This is a genomic window from Streptomyces sp. NPDC093064, assembly GCF_044754605.1.
In the GTDB taxonomy this organism is placed as follows: domain Bacteria; phylum Actinomycetota; class Actinomycetes; order Streptomycetales; family Streptomycetaceae; genus Streptomyces.
Genome location: NZ_JBIVPK010000014.1, coordinates 62528 through 83948 on the forward strand (window position 1 = coordinate 62528; position 21421 = coordinate 83948).

General features: G+C 72.9%; 18 protein-coding genes and 1 pseudogene. 17 read left to right on the forward strand and 2 right to left on the reverse strand.

Annotated elements, in window-relative coordinates:
• Positions 1-123: 123 nt before the first annotated feature.
• Both ACIQFZ_RS18970 and ACIQFZ_RS18975 read right to left on the reverse strand, forming a co-directional pair.
• A complete protein-coding gene (locus tag ACIQFZ_RS18970; protein WP_402691734.1) occupies positions 124-1314 on the reverse strand; it encodes a pyridoxal phosphate-dependent aminotransferase in 1191 nt (396 codons plus the stop codon).
• 94 nt (positions 1315-1408) lie between these two features.
• Positions 1409-1621, reverse strand: coding sequence for a hypothetical protein (locus ACIQFZ_RS18975; protein ID WP_365437615.1), 213 nt, complete (start codon positions 1619-1621; stop codon positions 1409-1411).
• A 366-nt stretch (positions 1622-1987) separates the two neighbouring features.
• Between ACIQFZ_RS18975 and ACIQFZ_RS18980 the strand changes: the two genes are divergently transcribed.
• From ACIQFZ_RS18980 to ACIQFZ_RS19060, 17 genes and pseudogenes are all read left to right on the forward strand, one after another.
• Entirely contained in the window at positions 1988-3370 is a 1383-nt protein-coding gene (locus ACIQFZ_RS18980; protein WP_402691735.1) for a S8 family serine peptidase, read from the forward strand.
• A gap of 1110 nt (positions 3371-4480) precedes the next feature.
• Positions 4481-5008 (forward strand): DUF2617 family protein, encoded by a 528-nt coding sequence (locus ACIQFZ_RS18985; protein ID WP_365428823.1) that lies wholly within the window; start codon positions 4481-4483, stop codon positions 5006-5008.
• Positions 5009-5097: 89 nt separating this feature from the next.
• Entirely contained in the window at positions 5098-6768 is a 1671-nt protein-coding gene (locus ACIQFZ_RS18990; protein WP_402691736.1) for a polyamine aminopropyltransferase, read from the forward strand.
• 92 nt (positions 6769-6860) lie between these two features.
• A complete protein-coding gene (locus tag ACIQFZ_RS18995; protein ID WP_383055743.1) occupies positions 6861-7853 on the forward strand; it encodes an SRPBCC domain-containing protein in 993 nt (330 codons plus the stop codon).
• A gap of 10 nt (positions 7854-7863) precedes the next feature.
• A pseudogene (locus ACIQFZ_RS19000) lies at positions 7864-8006 on the forward strand (carbon monoxide dehydrogenase); the annotation flags it as partial.
• Between the two features lie 338 nt (positions 8007-8344).
• Entirely contained in the window at positions 8345-9142 is a 798-nt protein-coding gene (locus tag ACIQFZ_RS19005; RefSeq protein ID WP_383055745.1) for an aldose 1-epimerase, read from the forward strand.
• 10 nt (positions 9143-9152) lie between these two features.
• Positions 9153-9701 carry an orotate phosphoribosyltransferase gene (pyrE, locus tag ACIQFZ_RS19010; RefSeq protein WP_383055746.1) on the forward strand — a complete coding sequence of 183 codons (549 nt, stop codon included), beginning with the start codon at positions 9153-9155 and terminating at the stop codon, positions 9699-9701.
• A 163-nt stretch (positions 9702-9864) separates the two neighbouring features.
• Positions 9865-10896, forward strand: coding sequence for a class II fructose-bisphosphate aldolase (gene fbaA / locus ACIQFZ_RS19015; protein WP_365428831.1), 1032 nt, complete (start codon positions 9865-9867; stop codon positions 10894-10896).
• Positions 10897-11017: 121 nt separating this feature from the next.
• A complete protein-coding gene (locus ACIQFZ_RS19020) occupies positions 11018-12520 on the forward strand; it encodes an MFS transporter (protein ID WP_402691737.1) in 1503 nt (500 codons plus the stop codon).
• A gap of 75 nt (positions 12521-12595) precedes the next feature.
• A complete protein-coding gene (locus ACIQFZ_RS19025; RefSeq protein ID WP_365428837.1) occupies positions 12596-13009 on the forward strand; it encodes a DUF3151 domain-containing protein in 414 nt (137 codons plus the stop codon).
• Positions 13010-13155: 146 nt separating this feature from the next.
• Positions 13156-14013: a tryptophan 2,3-dioxygenase family protein gene (locus tag ACIQFZ_RS19030; RefSeq protein ID WP_365428840.1), complete on the forward strand. Its 858-nt coding sequence runs from the start codon at positions 13156-13158 to the stop codon at positions 14011-14013.
• Positions 14006-15208: a kynureninase gene (gene kynU / locus ACIQFZ_RS19035; protein ID WP_402691738.1), complete on the forward strand. Its 1203-nt coding sequence runs from the start codon at positions 14006-14008 to the stop codon at positions 15206-15208. The genes ACIQFZ_RS19030 and kynU overlap by 8 nt, the downstream gene beginning before the upstream one ends.
• A 209-nt stretch (positions 15209-15417) precedes the next feature.
• Entirely contained in the window at positions 15418-16386 is a 969-nt protein-coding gene (locus ACIQFZ_RS19040) for an alpha/beta hydrolase (protein WP_402691739.1), read from the forward strand.
• A 688-nt stretch (positions 16387-17074) separates the two neighbouring features.
• Entirely contained in the window at positions 17075-18049 is a 975-nt protein-coding gene (locus tag ACIQFZ_RS19045) for an alpha/beta hydrolase (protein ID WP_402691740.1), read from the forward strand.
• A complete protein-coding gene (locus ACIQFZ_RS19050; protein WP_402691741.1) occupies positions 18042-19259 on the forward strand; it encodes an acyltransferase in 1218 nt (405 codons plus the stop codon). Before ACIQFZ_RS19045 ends, ACIQFZ_RS19050 begins: the two co-directional genes overlap by 8 nt.
• Positions 19259-20725, forward strand: a complete 1467-nt coding sequence (locus ACIQFZ_RS19055) for a sensor histidine kinase (RefSeq protein ID WP_402691777.1) — start codon at positions 19259-19261, stop codon at positions 20723-20725. Before ACIQFZ_RS19050 ends, ACIQFZ_RS19055 begins: the two co-directional genes overlap by 1 nt.
• Positions 20722-21396, forward strand: a complete 675-nt coding sequence (locus tag ACIQFZ_RS19060) for a response regulator transcription factor (RefSeq protein WP_365420647.1) — start codon at positions 20722-20724, stop codon at positions 21394-21396. Before ACIQFZ_RS19055 ends, ACIQFZ_RS19060 begins: the two co-directional genes overlap by 4 nt.
• The last annotated feature ends 25 nt before the right edge of the window (positions 21397-21421 follow it).

Sequence of the window (21421 nt, forward strand, 5' to 3'; positions counted from 1 at the left end):
GTGAGCGCGCGCAGATACGTGCCGTAGCCGGACGGGAGCCCGGCCCGGGACGCAGGCCACCACTGGCTGCGTACCGGGACCGGGCTCTTCGCCGTGCGGACCGGGGACCGCGCGCATCCCGGCTCAGAGGCTCCGGAGACGGGAGACGGCCTCCTGCAGGACGTCCGTCCGCTTGCAGAAGGCGAAGCGGACCTGGGTGCGGCCCGCCTCCCGGTCGTCGTAGAAGACCGCGTTGGGGATGGCGACCACGCCGCAGCGTTCGGGCAGGGCGCGGCAGAAGGCGATGCCGTCCTTCTCGCCGAGCCGGGCGATGTCGGTGGTGATGAAGTACGTGCCCCGGGGGCGGAAGACCTCGAAGCCCGCCTCGGTCAGGCCGGTGGCGAGCAGGTCGCGCTTGGCGCGCAGGTCCTCGCGGAAGCCGGTGAAGTGGCTGTCGGGGAGGGCGAGTGCCTCGGCGACCGCGTACTGGAACGGCCCGGCGCTCACGTAGGTCAGGAACTGCTTGGCCGAGCGGACCGCCGTGACCAGGGGAGCGGCGGCGGTGACCCAGCCGACCTTCCAACCGGTGAACGAGAACGTCTTGCCCGCCGACGAGATGCTCACCGTGCGCTCGCGCATGCCGGGGAACGTGGCGAGCGGGATGTGCTCGGCGTCGTCGTACACGAGGTGCTCGTACACCTCGTCCGTCACCACGAGCAGGTCGTGCTCGACGGCGAGCCGGGCGATCTCGGCCAGTTCGGGGCGGGTGAGGACGGTGCCGGTCGGGTTGTGCGGGGTGTTCAGGAGCAGCAGCCGGGTCCGCGGGGTCACCGCGTCGCGCAGCTCGTCCAGGTCGAGCCGGAACCCGGCGCCCTCCTGGTGCGGCCGGAGCGTCACCGGCACCCGCTTCCCGCCCGCCATCGCGATGCAGGCGGCGTACGAGTCGTAGTACGGCTCCAGGGCGATCACCTCGTCGCCGGGCTCCAGCAGCGCGAGCAGCGCCGCCGCGATCGCCTCGGTGGCGCCCGCCGTGACCAGCACCTCCGTGTCCGGGTCGTAGGAGAGCCCGTACCGCCGCAGCTGGTGCTCCGCGACCGCCGTGCGCAGCTCGGGGATGCCCGGGCCCGGCGGATACTGGTTGCCCCGCCCGTCGCGCAGCGCGCGGACGGCCGCCTCCCGGATCTCCTCGGGGCCGTCGGTGTCGGGGAAGCCCTGCCCCAGGTTGATCGACCCGGTCCGCACGGCGAGCGCGGACATCTCGGCGAAGATGGTCGTCCCGAACTCGGCGAGCCGGCGGTTGAGGAGCGGGCGTGCGCTGGAGGTCATGCCGGCCATCCTCCGTCCAAGTTCTGGACTTCCTCAACTCTGCTTCACCGATTCGCGCCCTGTAAGCAGATCAACCTGGAGAGCAAGTGGCGGCACGGGTATTTCAACCAGCGTCCCGCTCACGGGATCGGCGGCGCTTCGGTCGAGGGCGGATGTCGTTGAGGACCGCGCCTGCAATCGCGATCACGCTCATCACCAACATGAGGGCGGAAAAGATCCGCAGCACCCCCTCGCCATAGAGGGTCTGGTGGCCGAACCAGACCACGGCGATGCAGGTCATCAGGCCGTTGCCGAATCTCCTCAAGCGCGGATCCATGCGCACTCCCGAGTCAGGTACGCCCGCGAGCTGGGCCTCCTGAGTGTGGCATGGAGCTGACTGGCCGATACAGCGGACGCCAGGTCAGCCGTCACCACCCGTGCGCGAGACAACCACAGCCCTTGAAGGTCCAGTTGTCACCCGGCTACAGCTACACGAGAACGGGGGCGACTTGCGGGTCTCGATATGCCACCCGGGTCGTACTGTGCGAGCTCGGCATGGCCACACGGTCCCGAATCGGACAACAGTGATAAGCGGCACATCAGTGAGAAGTCGCACAGGGGTAAGTACTTGCTCTGCGAATGGCCTCGGGGTGAGATTGCGGCAACTTTCGAGTGGGGGTCTCACCTTGCAAGGGGATTAGCCATGCGCGGAGTTCGCGCGCGACGCCGCATCGCGGTCGCAGTGGCCTGGGTCACCACCCTCGCCAATGTCGCACTGATATCACCTATTTTGTCCGGTTCTGCGGCCGCCGTACCCGTGCATTCGGTGCAAGGGGTCAAAGCCGTGCCGGCAGTAGCCGGGCAGCAATCGGGGACCATGGCCCGCAGCTTGCTGACCACCGAGCAGTGCCAGGCGAAGTGGCAGATCTCCTGTTACACCCCGACCCAGATCCGGCAGGCGTACAACCTGAACCCGCTGTACCGGGCGGGAGTCACCGGCAAGGGGCGCACGATCGTGATCGTGGATTCCTTCGGCTCGCCGACCATCCAGCATGACCTCGATGTCTACAGCGCCCGGTTCGGTATGAAGAGCACCCACGTCGACGTGGTCAAGTGGGGTACCGTCCCGCCCTTCGACCCCGCCAACCCCGCCCACATCGACTGGGCCGGGGAGAGCACCCTTGACGTGGAGATGGCGCATGCCGTCGCCCCGGACGCGCACATCGTCCTGGTGGAGACCGGGATCAATCAGAACGGGGACGGCACCACCGGCCTGCGAGAGATGATGGACGCCGAGAAGTCGCTCATCGACCGCGGTGTGGGCGATGTGATCAGCCAGAGCTTCGGCGCGACCGAGAACACCTTCCCCGGCTTCCGCAGCGGTGACTTCTCCAGCATTGAGAACCTGCGGTACGCCTTCAAGGACGCGGCCAGGCACGATGTGACCGTCCTCGCCGCCTCCGGCGACGACGGAGCCACCAGCCCCACCGCGAACGGCAACGCCAACTACCCGTACAAGGCCAACTCCTGGCCGTCCTCCGACCCGCTGGCCGTCTCGGTCGGCGGCACCCAGCTGCACCTGGACGCCAAGGGCGACCGCATCGCGCCGGACAGTGTCTACAACGACGACGGCGCGAGCGGCGGCGGTCGGTCCCCTGTCTTCGCCCGTCCCTCGTACCAGAACGGGGTCGAGCAGGTGGTCGGCGAGCGCCGCGGCACCCCCGACGTTTCGATGTCCGCCGCGAAGAACGGTGGCGCATGGGTGTACTCCAGCTACGACCCGAAGCGGGTCGGCTGGGATGTCTACGTCGGCACCAGCGCGGCCAGCCCGCTCTTTGCGGGCATTGTGGCCCTGGCCGACCAGGTGGCCGGGCACCGGCTGGGTGACATCCACCAGGCGCTGTACTCGCTGTCCGCGCGGTCCTCGCGGAACCCGTCCACCGGGATCGTGGATGTGAAGGACGGCACGAACAACAGCTACGCGGGAGTCACCGGCCACACCGCGGTGAAGGGCTACGACATGGCGACCGGCGTCGGCACGATCGACGCGGCCCGCTTCGTCCCGGCCCTCGCCAAGGAGGGCTGAAAGCATTCCCGTCCGAGGGGCGGGCGCCTGCCGCAGACCGCCGGGCCCCGCGCCGGGACGGCGGCTTCTGCGGCTTCGGGATGCCGACTGCGGCGTATCGCCCTGCCGGCCGTGGACGGACTCCGCCGCAGCTCGGCGTCGATCGCCCTTGACGGCAAGGAGTGCTTCGGACGGCTCCTGATCTGCCAATCTGTGCAGGTCAGGGGCCTTTTCTTTGCGTTGACCCTCAGAACTTCCTCAAGTGTGCTTTGGCCGGTCCGGCGGCCGGGCATCTCCCGGGCACGCTGCGAGGCGCCCACGGGGGGCCGCTTCGGCGGAACGCCCCGGGAACGTCCGGAGGCGTCCGGGGAACGACCTCGGGCGCGGTCGGCGGGGTCCCGGGGATCGGAGGGAGGACGCCATGGTTCTGGGCATCGTCCTGGCGGTGATCGCGGTGCTGTGCGTGACCGCCGTGGCGGCGGGGCGGCGCAAGGCCCGCCGCGACCGGTACGCCACGTCGTACCGAGGCCGGCGCAAGGGGTCGGTCGGGAGCAGCGCGAGCGCCGGGGGCGTCGGCTGGTGGGCCGGGTCGGATGGCGGCGGCAGTAGCTGCTCGTCCGGTGGCGGCCATCACTCGGGAGGGGGTCACTCGGGAGGGGGTCACTCGGGAGGGGGCCACCACTCGTGTGGGGGTCACTCCTGCGGGGGGAACTCCTCGTGCGGCGGAGGGTCGTCGTGCGGAGGCGGAGGCGGAGGCGGATGCGGGGGAGGCAGCTGATCCGGGCAGCTGATCCGGGGCGGCCGAGCTCCGTGAGGGGAACCGCATCCGGGCCGGCGCCCGTCGGGAGGCAGTCTCCGGCGGGTGCGCCGGCCCCCACGCGTACGCCCTGGCGCATGCCAGGGTTGAACAGTTGAGCTGTGGGGCCCTCTGAGGGATGGAAACCGCACGAAGTTGGGTAAAAACCCTGTGGCGGAACCGCGGTTCATGATTGCCTCTACCGACGCAGCCCCTCGGACGTCTCGCACACCCCCTCCCGAGCTGGGCTGAGCCGGGCCGTTGTCCCCGTGCCCACCGGGGCGTGCCGGCCCGTTCCTTCCTTCTTTTTCTTTGCGTGCTAGCGGAGCCGATCCATGCTCACGACCCTGAACACCTCCTACACCGACACGCGCGCGGCCGACCTCGCCTGGGCCCTGGGACGCGAGCCGCTGCCCGCACTTGCCACCCTGGACCTCGAACTGGCTGGCGCCAAACTCCAGTTGAGACTTCTTGGTGCGTCCCACCAGGTGCTCCTCGAGGAGGAGCGGGGAATCTGTTCGGAGACCGTGGCGTGCATCCCGGGCTCCAGCACACCCCTGCCGCTCGGCGTCGCCAAGCGGGCCGACGACTGGGAGTACGAGTTCGCCGCCCGCGTCGAGTTCCTCTCGCCGGGGTCGTTCACCGGCCGGGCCCAGGAGTTGCTGGCCCTCGTCTCCGACCATCCACACGGTCTGGCGGGGGTCTTCCCGGGCAGCCCGAACGCGTTCACCGCGATGCTGGCGCAGTGGTACGACGGCCAGGTGCACTGGCGGACCTGGCACGCCTACCCGCAGGACGGCCAGTTGGTGACGACCCGGACCAGGGTGGGGGTGCGCCGTTCCGCGCTGGCAGGAGCGAGTTGAGCGCGGGTAAACATGCGAAGCGCGACAACTTCCTTTTCCACACGTGTGGGTGACGAAGCGTACCACTGCGGTGACGTAACGTCACAGGTGTGATCGAACCGCACGCCCCGGCCCCGCATGCCCCGGCCCCGACCGCCCCGGCCCCGCCCGGCGCGGCGCCGTCCTTCAGCGGCCCCGCGGCACTGCCCGTCCGGCCGGGAACCGGCCGGTTCCTCGTCCTCGCGGGCGTCTTCGTCTGCGCGGCCTGCGGACTCGTGTACGAGCTCGAACTCGTGGCGCTGGCCTCGTACCTGATCGGCGACTCGGTCACCCAGGCGTCGATCGTGCTGTCCGTCATGGTGTTCGCGATGGGCATCGGCTCGCTCGCCGCGAAGCGGCTGCGCCGGCACGCCGCCGTCGCCTTCGGCGCGATCGAGGCGACGCTCGCGCTGGTCGGCGGGTGCAGTGCCATGGCGCTGTACGCGGTGTTCGCCTGGACCGGCGGCTGGGGCGGCATGTGGGCGGCCGGCCCGCGCTGCCTGCTGGTCGCCTTCTCCCTGGCCATCGGCCTGCTGATCGGGGCGGAGGTGCCGCTGCTGATGGAGCTGATCCAGCGGATCCGCCGCCAGGACGCGGGCGGCGCGGTCGCCGACCTGTTCGCGGCGGACTACGTGGGCGCACTCGTCGGCGGGCTCGCCTTCCCGTTCCTCCTGCTGCCGCTGCTGGGGCAGCTGACCGGGGCGCTGGTGACCGGCGCCGTCAACGCCGTGGCGGGCGGTGTCCTCGTCCTCGGCCTGTTCCCGCGGGACCTGACCCCGCGCGGCCGCTGGCTGCTGATCGTGGCCAACCTCGCCGTGCTCGGTCTGCTCGCCTCCCTCACCGCCCTGGTCGGCGACTTCGAACGGGCCGCGCGGCAGGCGATGTACGGCGGGGACGTCCGGGTGGCGCTGCGGACCGGCGAGCAGGAGGTGGTCCTCACCGGCGGCGGCCCGGGCCGTCCGCTGCGTCTGTTCCTCGACGGGCGGTTGCGGGTCAGCAGCCGCGACGAGCGCCGCTACCACGAGGCGCTGGTCCACCCCGCGATGACCGGGCCGCACGCGCGCGTGCTGATCCTCGGCGGCGGCGACGGCCTTGCCGCGCGCGAGGTGCTGCGGCACCCCGGCGTCGAGCGGGTGGACGTCGTCGAGCGCGACCCGGCCCTCGTCCGGCTGGCGCGCGGCGACCCGGTACTGGCCGGGCTGGACGAGCACGCCTTCGACGACCGGCGGGTGCACGTGAGCACCGCCGACGCCTTCGACTGGCTGCGCGGGGCGCCGGCGGCGGCGTACGACGTGGTGATCGAGGACCTGCCCGATCCGGGCATCACGGCGAGCACGAAGCTGTACGCGCAGGAGTTCTACGGCCTGGCCCGGCGGGCCCTGGCGCCCGGCGGGCGGCTGGTGGCGCACGCCGGGCCGGTCTCCTCCCGGCCCCGGGTGTTCTGGACGGTGGAGGCCACGGTCCGGGCCGCCGGACTGCGCACCCTGCCATACCGCGTGGACGGCCGCGACGCCGGCCTCGCCGCCGGCCCCGACCGTACGGCCGGCGCCCCGCGTGTCACCCGCGACTGGGGCTTCGTCCTGGCGGCGCGTATGCCGCCCGCCCTCCGTCTGGACCCGCAGGCCCCCGCTCCCCGCACGCTCACGCCGGCGTCGCTCGCGGCGGCCGCCCGCGACGCGGCCCGCACCCGCGTCCCCGGCCTTCCGCCCTCGACGCTGGTCCACCCCCGGTACGCGGACTGATCCGGGCCCGCCGCCGGCCTATGCGGTGTGCGGGGGACGGGTTCTGGGCGAGGGGGGGTAATCGGGGGCAGCACTGGGTACCCTCGGCTGACATGGAGCACGAGGTGTTCGTTCCGGTTCCGGTTCGGCGGCTGCGGATGGCGCTCGCCGATCCCGCGCGGGTTGCCCGGGCGGTTCCCGGGCTCCAGCAGGACGCGGGCGGCGAGCCCGTCAGCGGCCGGCTCAAGATGCGGATCGGCGGCCACTCCATCACCTACCGCGGCACGCTGCGCGTCCGCGCGCTCGACGACGGCTCCTACGCCGTGGAGGGCGACGCGACCGAGTCCCGCGGCACCGGCTCGGTGAAACTCACGCTCACGCTCCGCCTCCGCGACACCGACGACGGCTCCACCCTCACCTTCGAGGGCACGGCCGCCGCCGAAGGCCGCGTCACCGAGCTGCCCCCGGACTCCGTACACACCGCCACGACCCGCCTCCTGAACCGTTTCGCGGAAAACCTGTCCACGGAAGCGGCTGCGGGGCCGGCTGCGGCCGGGGCGGATGACGACGAGGCGGAAGCCTCTGAGCCGGAAGCCACCGAGTCGCAGGACGCCGGGCCCGAGGCGCCCGGGGCCCATGGTGTGGTGGGGCTGGCCGAAGAGGCGACCGAGGACTTTGCTCCGTTGGCGAGTGGTGACTTCGAGGCCGCTCCGGACGCGGACGACGCCCCGGCGCCGCCGCTCGGGGACGAAGGCGAGGCGCACCGGGCCGGGCCGGGCGGGCGCGGTTCCGTCTTCGACGCCGACGTTCCGCCCTCCGCCCTCGACCCGCTGGCCGACGAGGAGGACGAGGACGACGAGCCGCCCGTCTCCGAGGACTTCACCGAGGCCGCCGAGCCGCCCGCCGAGGCGGCGCACGCGCGGCGCACGATGATCGGGCGCAGCGCCGAGGAGGTGGACCACGCCCCGCCTCGCGGCCGTTACGCCCCCGTCCCCGCCCCGCTGACCGTCTCTGCCGGGCCCACCCTTCGCTGGGCGGCGCCTGCGGCGGCGCTGGTGGTGGCGTCGGTGATCGTCGTGGGCCGGGCCCTGAGGCGCCGTCGCTGAGTGGCGTCCGGCTCCGCCCCGAGGGCGTTGGGCCCCTGTCCCCGCCCCGCTGACCGTCTCTGCCGGGCCACGCTCCGTTGGGCGGCGCCTGCGGCGGCGCTGGTGGTGGCGTCGGTGATCGTCGTGGGCCGGGCCCTGAGGCGCCGTCGCTGAGTGGCGTCCGGCTCCGCACCGCGGCCGTTCCGCGCCCTCCCGCTCCGCTGCCCATCTTCGCCAGGCCACCCTTTACTGGCTGGGACCGTCTCCGCCGGGTCCAGCCTCCACTGGGCGCCCCCGTTCCTGCTCCGCTCACCGTTTCCGGGCCCACGCCCGGTTGAGCGGCGTCCGTCCCCGCCCCCAGGGCGTTACGCCCCCGTCCTCGCCCCGTTGACCATCTCCGCTGTCCCCACCTTCCGCTGGGCCGCTCCAGCCCTGTTCCTCGCACCCCGCTCGATCCACCCGTTCGACCGTGACGCGGAACGCCGTCTTGATCGGACAAGTAGCCTCGTGGGGTGAGTAACGAAGACATCACGCTGACCGCGGGCGACGCGGAAGTGGTCGTGCAGCCGGGGAACGGCGGGCGCGTCGGGAGTCTGCGGGTCGGCGGCCTCGAACTGCTCCGCCAGGGAGAGCGGTTCGGCTGCTTCCCGATGGTCCCCTGGTGCGGCAGGATCCGCGACGGCCGCTTCCGGGACGGCGCCATCGTCCACCAGATGCCGCTCAACTCCCCACCGCACGCCATCCACGGCACCGCCCGCGACGGTGCCTGGCGCACCGCCCGCACCTCGGCGGGCGAGGCGGTGATCACGTACGACCTCGTCGAACCCTGGCCCTACCCCGGCCGTGTCACCCAGGCCGTCACCCTGACCGAGGACGCCCTGACCCTGACGATGTCGGTGGAGACGTACGAGTCGTCCTTCCCGGCGCAGATCGGCTGGCACCCGTGGTTCCACCGCAACCTCGGGGGAGCCGGCGCCCAGGACGTCCGCGTCGACTTCCGGCCCGCCTGGCAGGAGGAGCGCGGCGACGACCATCTGCCCACCGGTCACCGCGTCGAGCCCAAGCCCGGCCCCTGGGACGACTGCTTCGGCATGCCCGGCGGCGTCGACGTCACGTTCACCTGGCCCGGCCAACTGGAGCTGAGGGTGACCAGCCGTGAGGAGTGGGTCGTCGTCTACGACGAGCAGCAGGCCGCCGTGTGCGTGGAACCGCAGACCGGCCCGCCCGACGGACTGAACACCCTCCCGCGCCTGGTCACCCCGCTGGAACCGCTGGAGGCCTCGACGACCTGGACCTGGCGCCGCGTTTAAGCTGGCTGTCATGAGCGACGTTCGCGGCGAGCTGCTGCAGCAGATCAAGGACAAGGCCGTGGTGCACGGCAGGGTGACGCTGTCGTCCGGCCTGGAAGCCCACTACTACGTCGACCTGCGCCGCGTCACTCTCGACGGCGAGGCGGCTCCGCTGGTCGGCCAGGTGCTCCTGGACCTGACCGCCGACTTCGACTTCGACGCGGTGGGCGGCCTGACGATGGGCGCCGACCCCGTCGCGGCCTCGATGCTGCACGCCGCCGCCGCGCGCGGGCGCAGGCTGGACGCCTTCGTGGTCCGCAAGGCCGCCAAGGCCCACGGTCTGCAACGGCGTGTGGAGGGCCCGGAGATCAAGGGCCGCCGCGTCCTGGTGGTGGAGGACACCTCCACCACGGGCGGCTCCCCGCTCGCCGCCGTCGAGGCGGTGCGGGAGGCCGGCGCCGAGGTGGTCGCCGTGGCGACGATCGTCGACCGGGCCACGGGCGCGGCCGAGAAGATCAGTGAGGGCGCCGGTGTGCCGTACGTCTTCGCGTACTCGAAGGACGACCTGGGTCTGGACTGAGACAGCCCCGAGTCCGTGTTGCGCGACCCGGTCGTCCACCGGCCGGGCAGGGTGTCCGACACATCCGTCGACGTCTGCGAAGATGGGGCCGACGATGACGTCACTCCCTAGGTCAGGGCCGTAAGTACGCAGAACGCACCCCGCACATACAAGGAGCGGACAGATGCCCATCGCAACCCCCGAGGTCTACAACGAGATGCTCGACCGGGCGAAGGCAGGCAAGTTCGCCTACCCGGCCATCAACGTCACCTCCTCCCAGACCCTGCACGCGGCCCTGCGCGGCTTCGCGGAGGCGGAGAGCGACGGCATCGTCCAGATCTCCACGGGTGGTGCGGAGTTCCTGGGCGGCCAGTACAGCAAGGACATGGTCACCGGCGCCGTCGCCCTGGCCGAGTACGCGCACATCGTCGCCGAGAAGTACCCCGTCAACATCGCGCTGCACACCGACCACTGCCCGAAGGACAAGCTCGACGGGTACGTGCGTCCGCTGATCGCGATCTCCGAGGAGCGCGTCAAGGGCGGCCGCAACCCGCTGTTCCAGTCCCACATGTGGGACGGCTCCGCGGAGACCCTCGCCGACAACCTGGCGATCGCCCAGGAGCTGCTCGTCCGCACCGCCGCCGCCAAGATCATCCTCGAGGTCGAGATCACCCCGACCGGCGGCGAGGAGGACGGCGTCACCCACGAGATCAACGACAAGCTGTACACCACGGTCGACGACGCGATCCGCACCGCCGAGGCCCTGGGCCTGGGCGAGAAGGGCCGCTACCTGCTGGCCGCGTCCTTCGGCAACGTGCACGGCGTGTACAAGCCGGGCAACGTCGTGCTCCGCCCCGACCTGCTGAAGGAGCTGAACGAGGGCGTCGCGGCGAAGTTCGGCCGCCCGGCCGGCAGCCAGCCGTTCGACTTCGTCTTCCACGGCGGCTCCGGCTCCACGGAGGAGGAGATCCGCACGGCGCTGGAGAACGGCGTGGTGAAGATGAACATCGACACCGACACCCAGTACGCCTTCACGCGCCCCGTGGCCGACCACATGTTCAAGAACTACGACGGCGTCCTCAAGGTCGACGGCGAGGTCGGCTCCAAGAAGACCTACGACCCGCGCACCTGGGGCAAGGTGGCCGAGGCGTCGATGGCCAAGCGCGTGCTGGAGGCCTGCGGCAACCTCCGCTCGACCGGCACGAAGATCAAGTAACTCCCGGTTTCCCCGTGACGGGCCCGGTGCTTCGGCGCCGGGCCCGTCGTCCGTCCGTCCGTCCGCAGCTCGTCCGTCCCTTCGCCTGGCCTGGAGCCGGTCGGCGCGGGATGATCCCCTCATGGCTGTCGCGGCACAGCACGCCCCCGCCGTGAGGATCTCCAGCCCCACCGGCCGCTGGATCCTGCTCACCACCGTGCTCGGCTCCAGCATGGCCATGCTGGACTCGACCGTCGTCAACGTCGCCCTGCCCCGCATCGGCCGCGACCTGGACGCGAACCTCGCCGCGCTCCAGTGGACGGTCAACGCCTACATGGTCACCCTGGCGGGCCTGATCCTCCTCGGGGGCTCGCTCGGCGACCGCTACGGGCGCCGCAGGATCTTCGTGCTCGGCGTCGTCTGGTTCGCCACCGCCTCCCTGCTGTGCGGCCTCGCCCCGAACGTGGGCATCCTCGTCGCCGCCCGCGCCCTGCAAGGGATCGGCGGCGCCCTTCTCACCCCCGGCTCGCTCGCCCTCATCCAGGCCTCCTTCCACCCGGACGACCGGGGCAGGGCCGTGGGCCTGTGGTCCGGGTTCGGCGGCATCGGCGCAGCCGTCGGCCCGTTCCTCGGCGGCTGGCTGGTGGCCGGGCCCGGCTGGCGCTGGGTGTTCCTGCTCAACGTCCCGGTGGCCCTGGTCTGCGCTCCCATCGCCGTGCGCCACGTCCCCGAGTCCAGTGGGGGCCCCGCGCACGGCCGCTTCGACGTCCTGGGCGCGGCCCTCGGCGCCCTGTCCCTGGCCTTGGTGACGTACGCCCTGATCGAGGCCCGCGGCGGCACCCTGGCCGTCGCCCTGACCGCCGCCGCGGGCGTGCTCGCCGCCGTCGCCTTCGTGTACGTGGAGAAGCACCGCCGCGATCCGATCGTGCCGCCGGACATCTTCGCCTCCCGCCAGTTCACCGCCGTCAACCTGGTCACGCTGTGCGTGTACGCGGCCTTCGGCGGCTTCTTCTTCCTCACCGCCCTGCAACTCCAGGTGGTGGCCGGCTACTCGCCGCTGGAGGCGGGCACCGCCCTGCTCCCGACGACCGCCCTCATGCTGCTGTTCTCGGCCCGCTCGGGCGCCCTCGCCGACCGCATCGGGCCGCGCCTGCCGCTCACCGTGGGGCCGCTGCTGTGCGCGGTGGCGTTGCTGCTGATGCTGCGGGTCGGCAAGGGGGCGGACTACCTCACGGACGTGCTGCCGGCCCTGCTGGTCATGGGCGCGGGCATGGTGACCCTGGTCGCCCCGCTCACCGCCACCGTGCTCGCCTCGGTGGACACCTCCCGCGCCGGACTGGCCAGCGGCATCAACAACGCCGCCGCCCGCGCGGCCGGCCTGATCGCGGTGGCCGCGCTGCCGCTGCTGGCCGGGATGGGCCCGGAGGCGTACCGCTCGGCGGACGCCTTCGACGCCGCGTTCCGCCGGGCCATGCCCATCTGCGCGGCGGTCCTGGTGGCGGGGGCGGTCCTCGCCTTCACCACCGTCCGCCGCCCGGCTCCGGGCTGCCGCCGGCCCGAGTGCCGCACCCACGGCAGCGTGACGACACCGCCGCTGGAGACGGGCCGCGGGGGTGCGGCCTCCGGTACGGGTCCGGCTTCGTGAGCTGTGGAAGGGGCCGTTCCGCGCCGGCCGGGAGCAGTCGTTACCGATCACGGACCATGCAGCAGACTGGACCCCATGACCATTCACGAGAACCTCCTGGGCGGTCCGCCGCCCACGCACCTCCCCGACGACCCCGAGCCCCGTGAGCTCCTCGCGAAGGGGACCTCGCCGGCCGAGGTGGCGGCGCGGTACCCGGCGTCGTCGCTGGCCTGGGCGCAGCTGGCCGACGACGCCTTCGAGCGGGGGGCGGCCGTGGAGTCGTACGCGTACGCCCGAACGGGCTACCACCGCGGTCTGGACGCCCTGCGCCGCAGCGGCTGGAAGGGCCATGGCCCGGTCCCCTGGGAGCACGAGCCCAACCGCGGCTTCCTGCGCGCCCTGCACGCCCTCGCGCGCGCCGCCCAGGCGATCGGCGAGCAGGCGGAGTACGAGCGCTGCACGCAGTTCCTGAAGGACTCCTCGGAGACGGCCGCGCGGACCCTGGGCTGACCCCGTACGAGCGCGAGGCCCGCCCGTGTGACCAGGCGGGCCTTGCGATCTGTCCACGTGATGCGCAGGATGCCCGTGGGGACCGGGGCCCCCGTGCCGGAATCGGCAGGGGCGGACCGCTACCCGGAGTACAACAGGAGACAGCGATGTCCCAACCGGCTCACTCGACCTCTCAGCCCGCTGAGGCCCCTGAGCCCGAGACCCCGCATCTCGACTTCGCAGGCACGACGCCGTACGAGGACTACGTCCGGGCGGACGTGCTCACCCACCTCCAGCACACTCTCTCCGACGACCCCGGAGAGATGGTCTTCCTGGTCACCACCCAGGTGATGGAGCTGTGGTTCACGGTCATCGTCCACGAGTGGGAGACCGCTGCCCGTGCCCTGCGCTCGGACGACGTGCCGACGGCGGTCGCCGCGCTGAAGAGGTCCGTACGGGAGCTCCAGGCGCTGAACGCCTCCTGGAAGCCGCTCGCCGCACTCACTCCGGCCCAGTTCAACAGCTACCGCGGCGCCCTCGGCGAGGGCTCCGGCTTCCAGTCGGCGATGTACCGCCGCATGGAGTTCCTGCTCGGCGACAAGTCCGCCTCGATGCTCGTCCCGCACCGCGGCGCCCCCCGCGCCCACGCGGAACTGGAGAAGGCGCTGCACGAGCCGAGCCTGTACGACGAGGTGCTGCGGCTGCTCGCCCGGCGCGGGCACGCGGTCCCGGACGCGGTGCTGCGCCGCGACGTGTCGCTGCGGTACGAGCCCAGCGAGGAGGTCGAGGCCGTCTGGGCGGCGCTCTACTCCGGTGAACAGGACGACGAACTCGCCCGGCTCGGCGAGGCGTTGACCGACGTCGCCGAACTGGTGTGGCGCTGGCGCAACGACCACCTCGTCGCCACGCGCCGCGCGATGGGCGCCAAGTCCGGCACGGGCGGCTCCGCCGGGGTGGCCTGGCTGGAGAAGCGCGCCCGGAAGAACGTCTTTCCCGAGCTGTGGACGGCGAGGTCCCATGTCTGAGTTGACCATCCGAGCGGAGAAGCTGGACGCCGCCGACGAACTCGCCGGGCTGCGCGACCGGTTCGTCCTCGACGAGGGCGTCTACCTGGACGGCAACTCGCTGGGCGCGCTCCCGGCGGACGTCCCGGACCGCATCACCGACGTCGTACGCCGCCAGTGGGGCGAGCTGCGTATCCGCTCCTGGACGGAGAGCGGCTGGTGGACCGCGCCCGAGCGGGTCGGCGACCGGATCGCCCCGCTGGTCGGGGCCGCGCCGGGCCAGATCGTGGTGGGCGACTCGACCAGCGTCAACGTGTTCAAGGCACTGGTGGCGGCGGTCCGGATGGCCCGGGAGGAGAGCGGCGGCGGTGACCGGGACGAGATCCTGGTCGACGCGACGACGTTCCCCACGGACGGGTACATCGCGCAGTCGGCGGCCCGGATGACGGGCTGCGCGCTGCGTCCGGTGACACCGGCCGAGGTGCCCGGGGCGCTGACCCCGCGCACCGCCGCGGTCCTGCTGAACCACGTCGACTACCGCACCGGCCGGCTGTACGACCTGCCGTCCCTGACCGCCGCGGTGCACGCGGCGGGCGCGTACGCCGTCTGGGACCTGTGCCACAGCGCGGGTGCCCTGCCGGTGGGGCTGGACGGGCACGGAGTCCGCCTGGCGGTCGGGTGCACCTACAAGTACCTGAACGGCGGCCCCGGTTCACCGGCCTTCCTGTACGTCCGCCGCGATGTGCAGGACCGCTTCGACTCCCCGCTGCCCGGCTGGAACTCGCACGTCGAGCCCTTCGGCATGCGGCCCGAGTACGAACCGGCGGCGGGCGCGGTCCGCGGCCGGGTCGGCACCCCCGACATCCTCTCCCTGCTCGCCCTGGAGGCGGCGCTGGACGTCTGGGACGGGGTGCCGATCGAGGCCGTACGCGCCAAGTCCCTGGCGTTGACGGACTTCTTCCTGGAGTGCGTCGCCGAGTACGTTCCCGCCGGACGCGTGGAGTCCCTGACCCCCGCGGTCCACGAGGAGCGGGGCAGCCAGGTGGCCCTGCGCTGTCCGGACGCCGGGGACGTGATGAAGCGGCTGATCGAACGCGGGGTGGTCGGCGACTTCCGGCACCCCGACGTCCTGCGCTTCGGCTTCACCCCGCTCTACGTCGGGTTCGCGGACGTGGAGCGGGCGGCGCGGGTGCTGGCGGAGGTGCTGGCCGGCTGACGCACCGCCGTACGCCCGGCTCCTGCGGGCGTACCGGAACGAAGGTTTCCTGCCGCACGGTCCCGGATCGTGCGGCAGAACCGTTCAGCCTCACCCAGCGTGACATCCCCATGTCGGCGCACGTCACCGGCCTGATACCGTCCCGGCCAACGGCCGGTTGATTTCTTTCCCGGACCGCCAAAACCGTTTCACCGCTGAGAGGTTGGAGCATGCCGGAAGCCGACGCCCCCCTCCCCCGAGCGCTCGAGTCCGAGCGTGCGGAGGGAACCCCCACCGCCGCGGAACCGGGGAACTCCGGCGGCCGTGACGCGGCCGCGCGCGCCGCCGCGGAGGAGGAGTCGGTCTTCTCGCACGCGCCCGTCGCACCCGACAGCACCGCCGCCTACGGCGACCACCCCGACCAGGTCGTCGACTTCTACCGCCCGCGCGGCGCGGCCGGCTCCTCGGAGTCCTCCCCGCTCGTGGTGGTGCTGCACGGCGGCGCCTGGCGGGCCCCGTACGACTGTCGCCACATCACCCCGTTCGCGGACTTCCTCGCCCGCCGGGGCTACGCCGTGGCCTGCGTCGAGTACCGGCGCGGCAGCGCCGCCCCGGCGGCGCCGGGCGAGGACCCGGTCGCGGGCCGCTGGCCGGACACGTTCGACGACGTGGCGGCGGCGCTCGACGCGCTGCCCGCGCTGGCCCGGGAGGCGCTCCCGCAGGCCGACACGCGGCGCACGGTGTTCACCGGCCACTCGGCGGGCGGCCATCTGGCCCTGTGGGCGGCGGCCCGGCACGTCCTGCCCGCGGACGCGCCCTGGCGCACGGACCGCCCCGCCCCGCTGCGGGGCGTGGTCGCACTCGCCCCCATCGCCGACTTCGCGGTCGCCGACAAGCTGGACGTGTGCGGCGGGGCGGCCCGTCAACTGCTGGGCGGAGAAGAGGGGTTCGTCGAGCGGCAGCCCTACGCCGACCCGGCTCTGCTGCTGCCGACCGGCATCGCCACGACCCTCGTCCAGGGCCGCGACGACCTGGACGTACCGCAGGTGGTCGCGGAGTCCTACGCCGACGCCGCGGCGAAGGCGGGCGAGGTGGTGGGCCTGACCCTCCTGGAGGCGGTCGGCCACTTCCCCCTGATCGACCCGGCGGCCGACGCGTGCGCGGTGGTGGCGGAGGAGATCGCCCAACTGGCGTGGTGACTTCGGCCTCCGTCCCGACCGGGCAACCCGGTCGTACCCGTAGTACTTGAGAGCTACGGCCGCGAACACCTCCCTGGCGTGACGCGAGCTACGCCTCCGGATCCGTAATTTCCCTTCCGGACCGGCCCGACGGCCGGTCGGAGCCGGAGGATGAGCCGTGGGGCGTGGGCGGGAGCGACGGGGCACAGCCGCGAGCCTGGGCGGGGTTGCGGGACTGGACGCGGGCCCGGAGACCGGGCCGGATGCCGGGCTGGGGGCGAGTTCGAGTGCGAGTCCGGGAGCGGGCCTGAGTGCCGGTCAGGGAGCGGGCTCCCACGCCGGCCCGGGAATGGGCCCGAGTGCCGGCCCGGGGGCGGGTCCGAGTGCCGGCTTGGGAGTGGGGTCACTTGCCGACCCAGGAATGGGTCCGAGTGCCGGCCCGGGAGTGGGCCTGAGTGCCCGTTCAGGGGCGGGTCTGAGCGCCGGTCCGGGGGCGCCGAGTGTCGGCCTGGGAATGGGCCCGAGTGCCCGTCGAGGGGCGGGTCTGAGCGCCGGTTCGGGAGCGCACCCGAGTGTCGGCCCGGGAGTGGGCCCGAGTGCCCGTCGAGGGGCGGGTCCGAGTGTCGGCCCGGGAGTGGGCCTGAGTGCCGGTCCGGGGGCGGGTCCGAGTGTCGGCCCGGGAGTGGGCCCGAGGGCCGGTTCGGGAGCGATGCCCGGTGTCGGGGCCGGGGCCGGCGGATGGCGGCGGGCCCTGCTCGCCCTCCTCGTCACCGGTGCCCTCGTGGTGCCTCTGTCGGCCGCGGCCCGTCCCCGGATTCCCGCGCCCGCTCCGGCGGCTCTCGCGCCCCTGACCCGGGCCACCCTCGACGCGGCCTACGGGGCGAACCGCGCCGGCGCGGCCCGCGCCTCCGACATGGCCGCGGCGCACGGCGACACGCACCGCGCGGCCGTGGACCGGGCGCTGGCGTCACCCTCCCGTCGTCTGCTCTCCTTCGACGGCCGCGGTTCCGGCCGCGTGACGGAGGTGTTCGGCGACCTGGCGCACGCCGACCGCACAGCGGTCCTCGTCCCAGGATCCGACACCTCGCTGGACACCTACGACCGCTTCCGGAACGGCGCACTCGCCCTGTACCAGGAGCTCGGCCGCGAGACCGCGGCCGGTCCGCGCCCAGCGGTCGTCGCCTGGCTCGGCTACGAGACGCCGGGCACGGTCAGCACCTCGGTGCTCACCACGGGCCGCGCCGAGCAGGCGGCCCCGCATCTGCGGGAGCTGATACGCGACCTGCGTACCGTGGCGGGACAGGCGCCGCACATCACCCTGGTGTGCCACTCCTACGGTTCGGTGGTGTGCGGGCGCGCCGCGGCAGGCCTGGACGTGAACGACATCGCCCTCATCGGCAGCCCCGGCACCGGCGCGGACTCCGTGCCCGCGCTGCACACCCGGGCCCGTGTCTGGGCGGCCCGCGGCACCGGCGACTGGGTGGCGAACGTGCCGCACATCCACGCCGACCTCTTCGGCACGACCGTCGGTCTGGGTACCGACCCCATGGACCCCGCCTTCGGCGCCCGCAGGTTCACGGCCGGAAGCGGCGGCCACAGCGCCTACTTCGCGCCCGGCTCCCCGTCCCTGACCAACCTGGCCCGGATCGTCCTGGGCACCACGAACGAGGTGCACGGTGACTGACCGCCTCACACCGGTACTCGCCCGCGTACGATCCTCCGCCCACCGCCTCCACAACCAGACCCCGCCGCACCGGGACCGGGCGGTGGACGCCCTGCGGGCCCTCGCCATCCTCGGCGTGGTCCTGGGGCACTGGCTGGTCACGGCCCTGGTCGCGGACACCCGCACCCAGCCCCACCCCACCCTGCGCACCGCGAGCCCCCTCCACTACCTGCCCGCCCTGGCCCCGGTCTCCTGGGCGTTCCAGACCCTCGCCGTGTTCTTCCTCGTCGGCGGGCACGTCGCCACCCGCGGCTACCTTTCGGCCCGCGCCCGCGGGACCAGCTACCCGCGGTGGCTCCGCGCCCGCCTGTCCCGGCTGTTCAAGCCGGTCGCGGCCGTACTGGCCCTCTGGACGGTCACTGCCGCCGCCCTCCTCCTGACCGGTGCGGACCTCGACACCGTCCGCACCCTCGTGAAGCTGGCTCTGTCCCCCCTGTGGTTCCTCCTGGTCTTCGCCCTGCTGACGGCGGCGACCCCCCTGCTCACCCGGCTCAGCCCCCTGTGGCCCCTGGCCGTCGTCCTGCATGTGGACCTCCTTCGCTTCGGCCTCGGCGCCCCCTCCTGGCTCGGCTGGCTGAACCTGCCGGCAGGCTGGCTCGTGCCGTACACCCTGGGCGCGGCGTGGACCCGCGGTGAGCTGGACCGCCGCCGCGCGGGCTGGATACTGCTGACCTGCGGAGCGACGGCGACCGCGGGCCTCGTCGCCTGGGCGGGCTACCCGGCGTCGATGGTCGGCGTACCAGGGGCCGCGGTCTCCAACCTCAACCCGCCGACCCTGGCGGCCGTCACCTTCGGCCTGGCCCAGTGCGGCCTGGCCCTGCTCCTGCGCGAGCGGCTGCGCCGCGCGATGGGCCGCCCGCTCGCCTGGGCGGCGGTGGTGCTGGTCAACCTCTCCGCGATGACGATCTTCCTCTGGCATCAGACGGCCCTGATGGCGACCGCCGCCATGGGCCTGCTCGCCGGCCGCGTCCCGGGTCTGCACACGCTCCCCGACGACCTCGGCTGGGTGGCGGCCCGGCTGGCCTGGCTCCCGGTCTTCGCCCTCGCCCTGATCGTGTGCTGGGCCGCTTTCCGCACCTGTGAGCAGGACGGTGGCCGGCGCCGTTCCCGGGTGGTCCGGTCCCATCGTCCCGGGGCGGCCCACACGCCAGACCCTAAAGTGGGCGCGTGATGCGATGGCAAAGCCGCGTCAGGCGTGGACTGCGGGTGCTGCGCGACGACCTGTGGACCGCGCGGCTGGATCCGCTGCCCCCGTCCGTCTGGCTGCGCTGGCTGCCGCACGGGATCGTATGGCTGGTCGCGTTCGCGGTGCTGCTGGGCGCCGCGGGCCAACTCCAGGGGAACGCGCGACTGACCTTCGGGTACGTCTTCCTCATCGCGCTCGGACAGGCCGGTGCCGTGGCGCTCGCCCTGTGGCGGCCCATCCCGGCGTGGTGGCTGTCGACGGCGGCCACGGTGCTGGGGGCGGTGGCGCTGCGCGGCCCGCTGCTCGCCCGCGAGGTGAACGACTTCACCTGGCCCTGGACCGCGTCCGGGATCATCGCCCACCTGTTCGTCATGCTGCTGCTCGCCCTGCGGGTGCGCACCCGCGTCGCCGCGGAGGCGCTGGCCCTGACCGCGCTGGTCACCTACCTCCTCCAGGGTGTGTGGGGCGCGGCGTACTACCAGCCCACCGGTGCTCTCGCGACGGCGCTGTTCGCGGTCGTGGTGGTGCTGGGCACGGCCCTGCGCGGCCGCCGCGAGGCCCGTGCGGAACTGGTGCAGCAGACCACGCTCACCGCGGAGGAGCGGGCCCGCCGCACGCTTCTGGAGGAGCGCAGCCGTATCGCCCGTGAGCTGCACGACGTGGTCGCCCACCACATGTCGGTGATCTCCATCCAGGCGCAGGTGGCACCGCACCTCACGCAGGACCCCTCGCCGGAGCTGAAGGAGAACCTCGACGGCATCCGGCAGAACGCGCTGGAGGCGCTCGCCGAACTGCGCCGGGTGCTCGGCGTGCTGCGTTCGGAGAACCCCGAGGACCCGTACGGCCTCGGTGAACCCGGCACCAGGGCCGCCCCGGACGCCCCGCAGCCCACCCTCGACCGCCTCGGCGCCCTCGTCGAGAACACCCGCGCCGCCGGTCTGACGGTCACGATGGACACCGAGGACTCGCGACGCGAGCGCCGGCCGTATCCGCCCGCCGTGGAGCTGTCGGCGTACCGCATCGTCCAGGAGGCCCTGAGCAACGCCCTGCGGCACGCCCCGGGGTCGACGGTCCGCGTGGAAGTCACGCATGTTCCCGACGGCCTGTTCCTGAGCGTGGTCAACTCCCGCCCCCGACAGCCCGTCCAGCCCTCCCCGGGCGCCGGGCACGGCCTGCTCGGCATGCGCGAGCGGGCGACCATGCTGGGCGGGCACGTGACGGCGGCCAGGACACTGCACGGCGGCTTCGCGGTCTCGTCCTTCCTCCCCCGCGACGGCATCGCGCCCGTGACCGGGATCGGCCCACCCCGCCTGCCCGTCATCTACACCGACCCGGCCGACACCCTCGTCGTCCACGTCGAACCGCCCGGCGCGCCCGCCGACCCCGACCCGCGCCCCGGCCCCGACGCCGGACCCGGCTCACCGTCCCCGACAGGAGAAGACACTCCATGACGAGCGGCAGCATCCGCGTACTCATCGCCGACGACCAGCAGATGGTCCGTCAGGGATTCACCGTGCTGCTCAACACACAGCCGGACATCGAAGTGGTGGGCCAGGCGGTGGACGGCCTGGACGCCATCGCCAGGGCCGCGCAAGTCTCCCCGGACGTCGTCCTGATGGACATCCGCATGCCCGAACTCGGCGGCATCGAGGCCACCCGCCGCATCACGACCGCCACACCGGACATGAAGGTCCTGGTGCTCACCACCTTCGACCTGGACGAGTACGTGTACGAGGCGCTGCGCGCCGGCGCGTCCGGCTTCCTGCTCAAGGACGCGTCCGCGGACCAACTCGCCGAGGCGGTCCGGGTGGTCGCGGCCGGCGACGCGCTGCTGGCGCCGGGGATCACGCGTCGGCTGATCGCGGAGTTCTCCCGGCTGAAGGACACACCGCGCGCCCCGCTGAAGTCGCGTATCGGCGTACTGACCGAACGCGAGACGGAAGTGCTCGCCCTGATCGCGCAGGGCCTGTCCAACGCGGAGATCGCCGGACATCTCGTCGTCGCCGAACAGACCGTGAAGACCCATGTGGGCCGCATCCTGGTGAAACTGGGCCTCAGGGACCGCACTCAGGCGGCGGTGTTCGCCTACGAGTCGGGACTGGTCCGCCCCTCCGGGTACTGAACGAGGGAAGCAGGGCACTACCCGT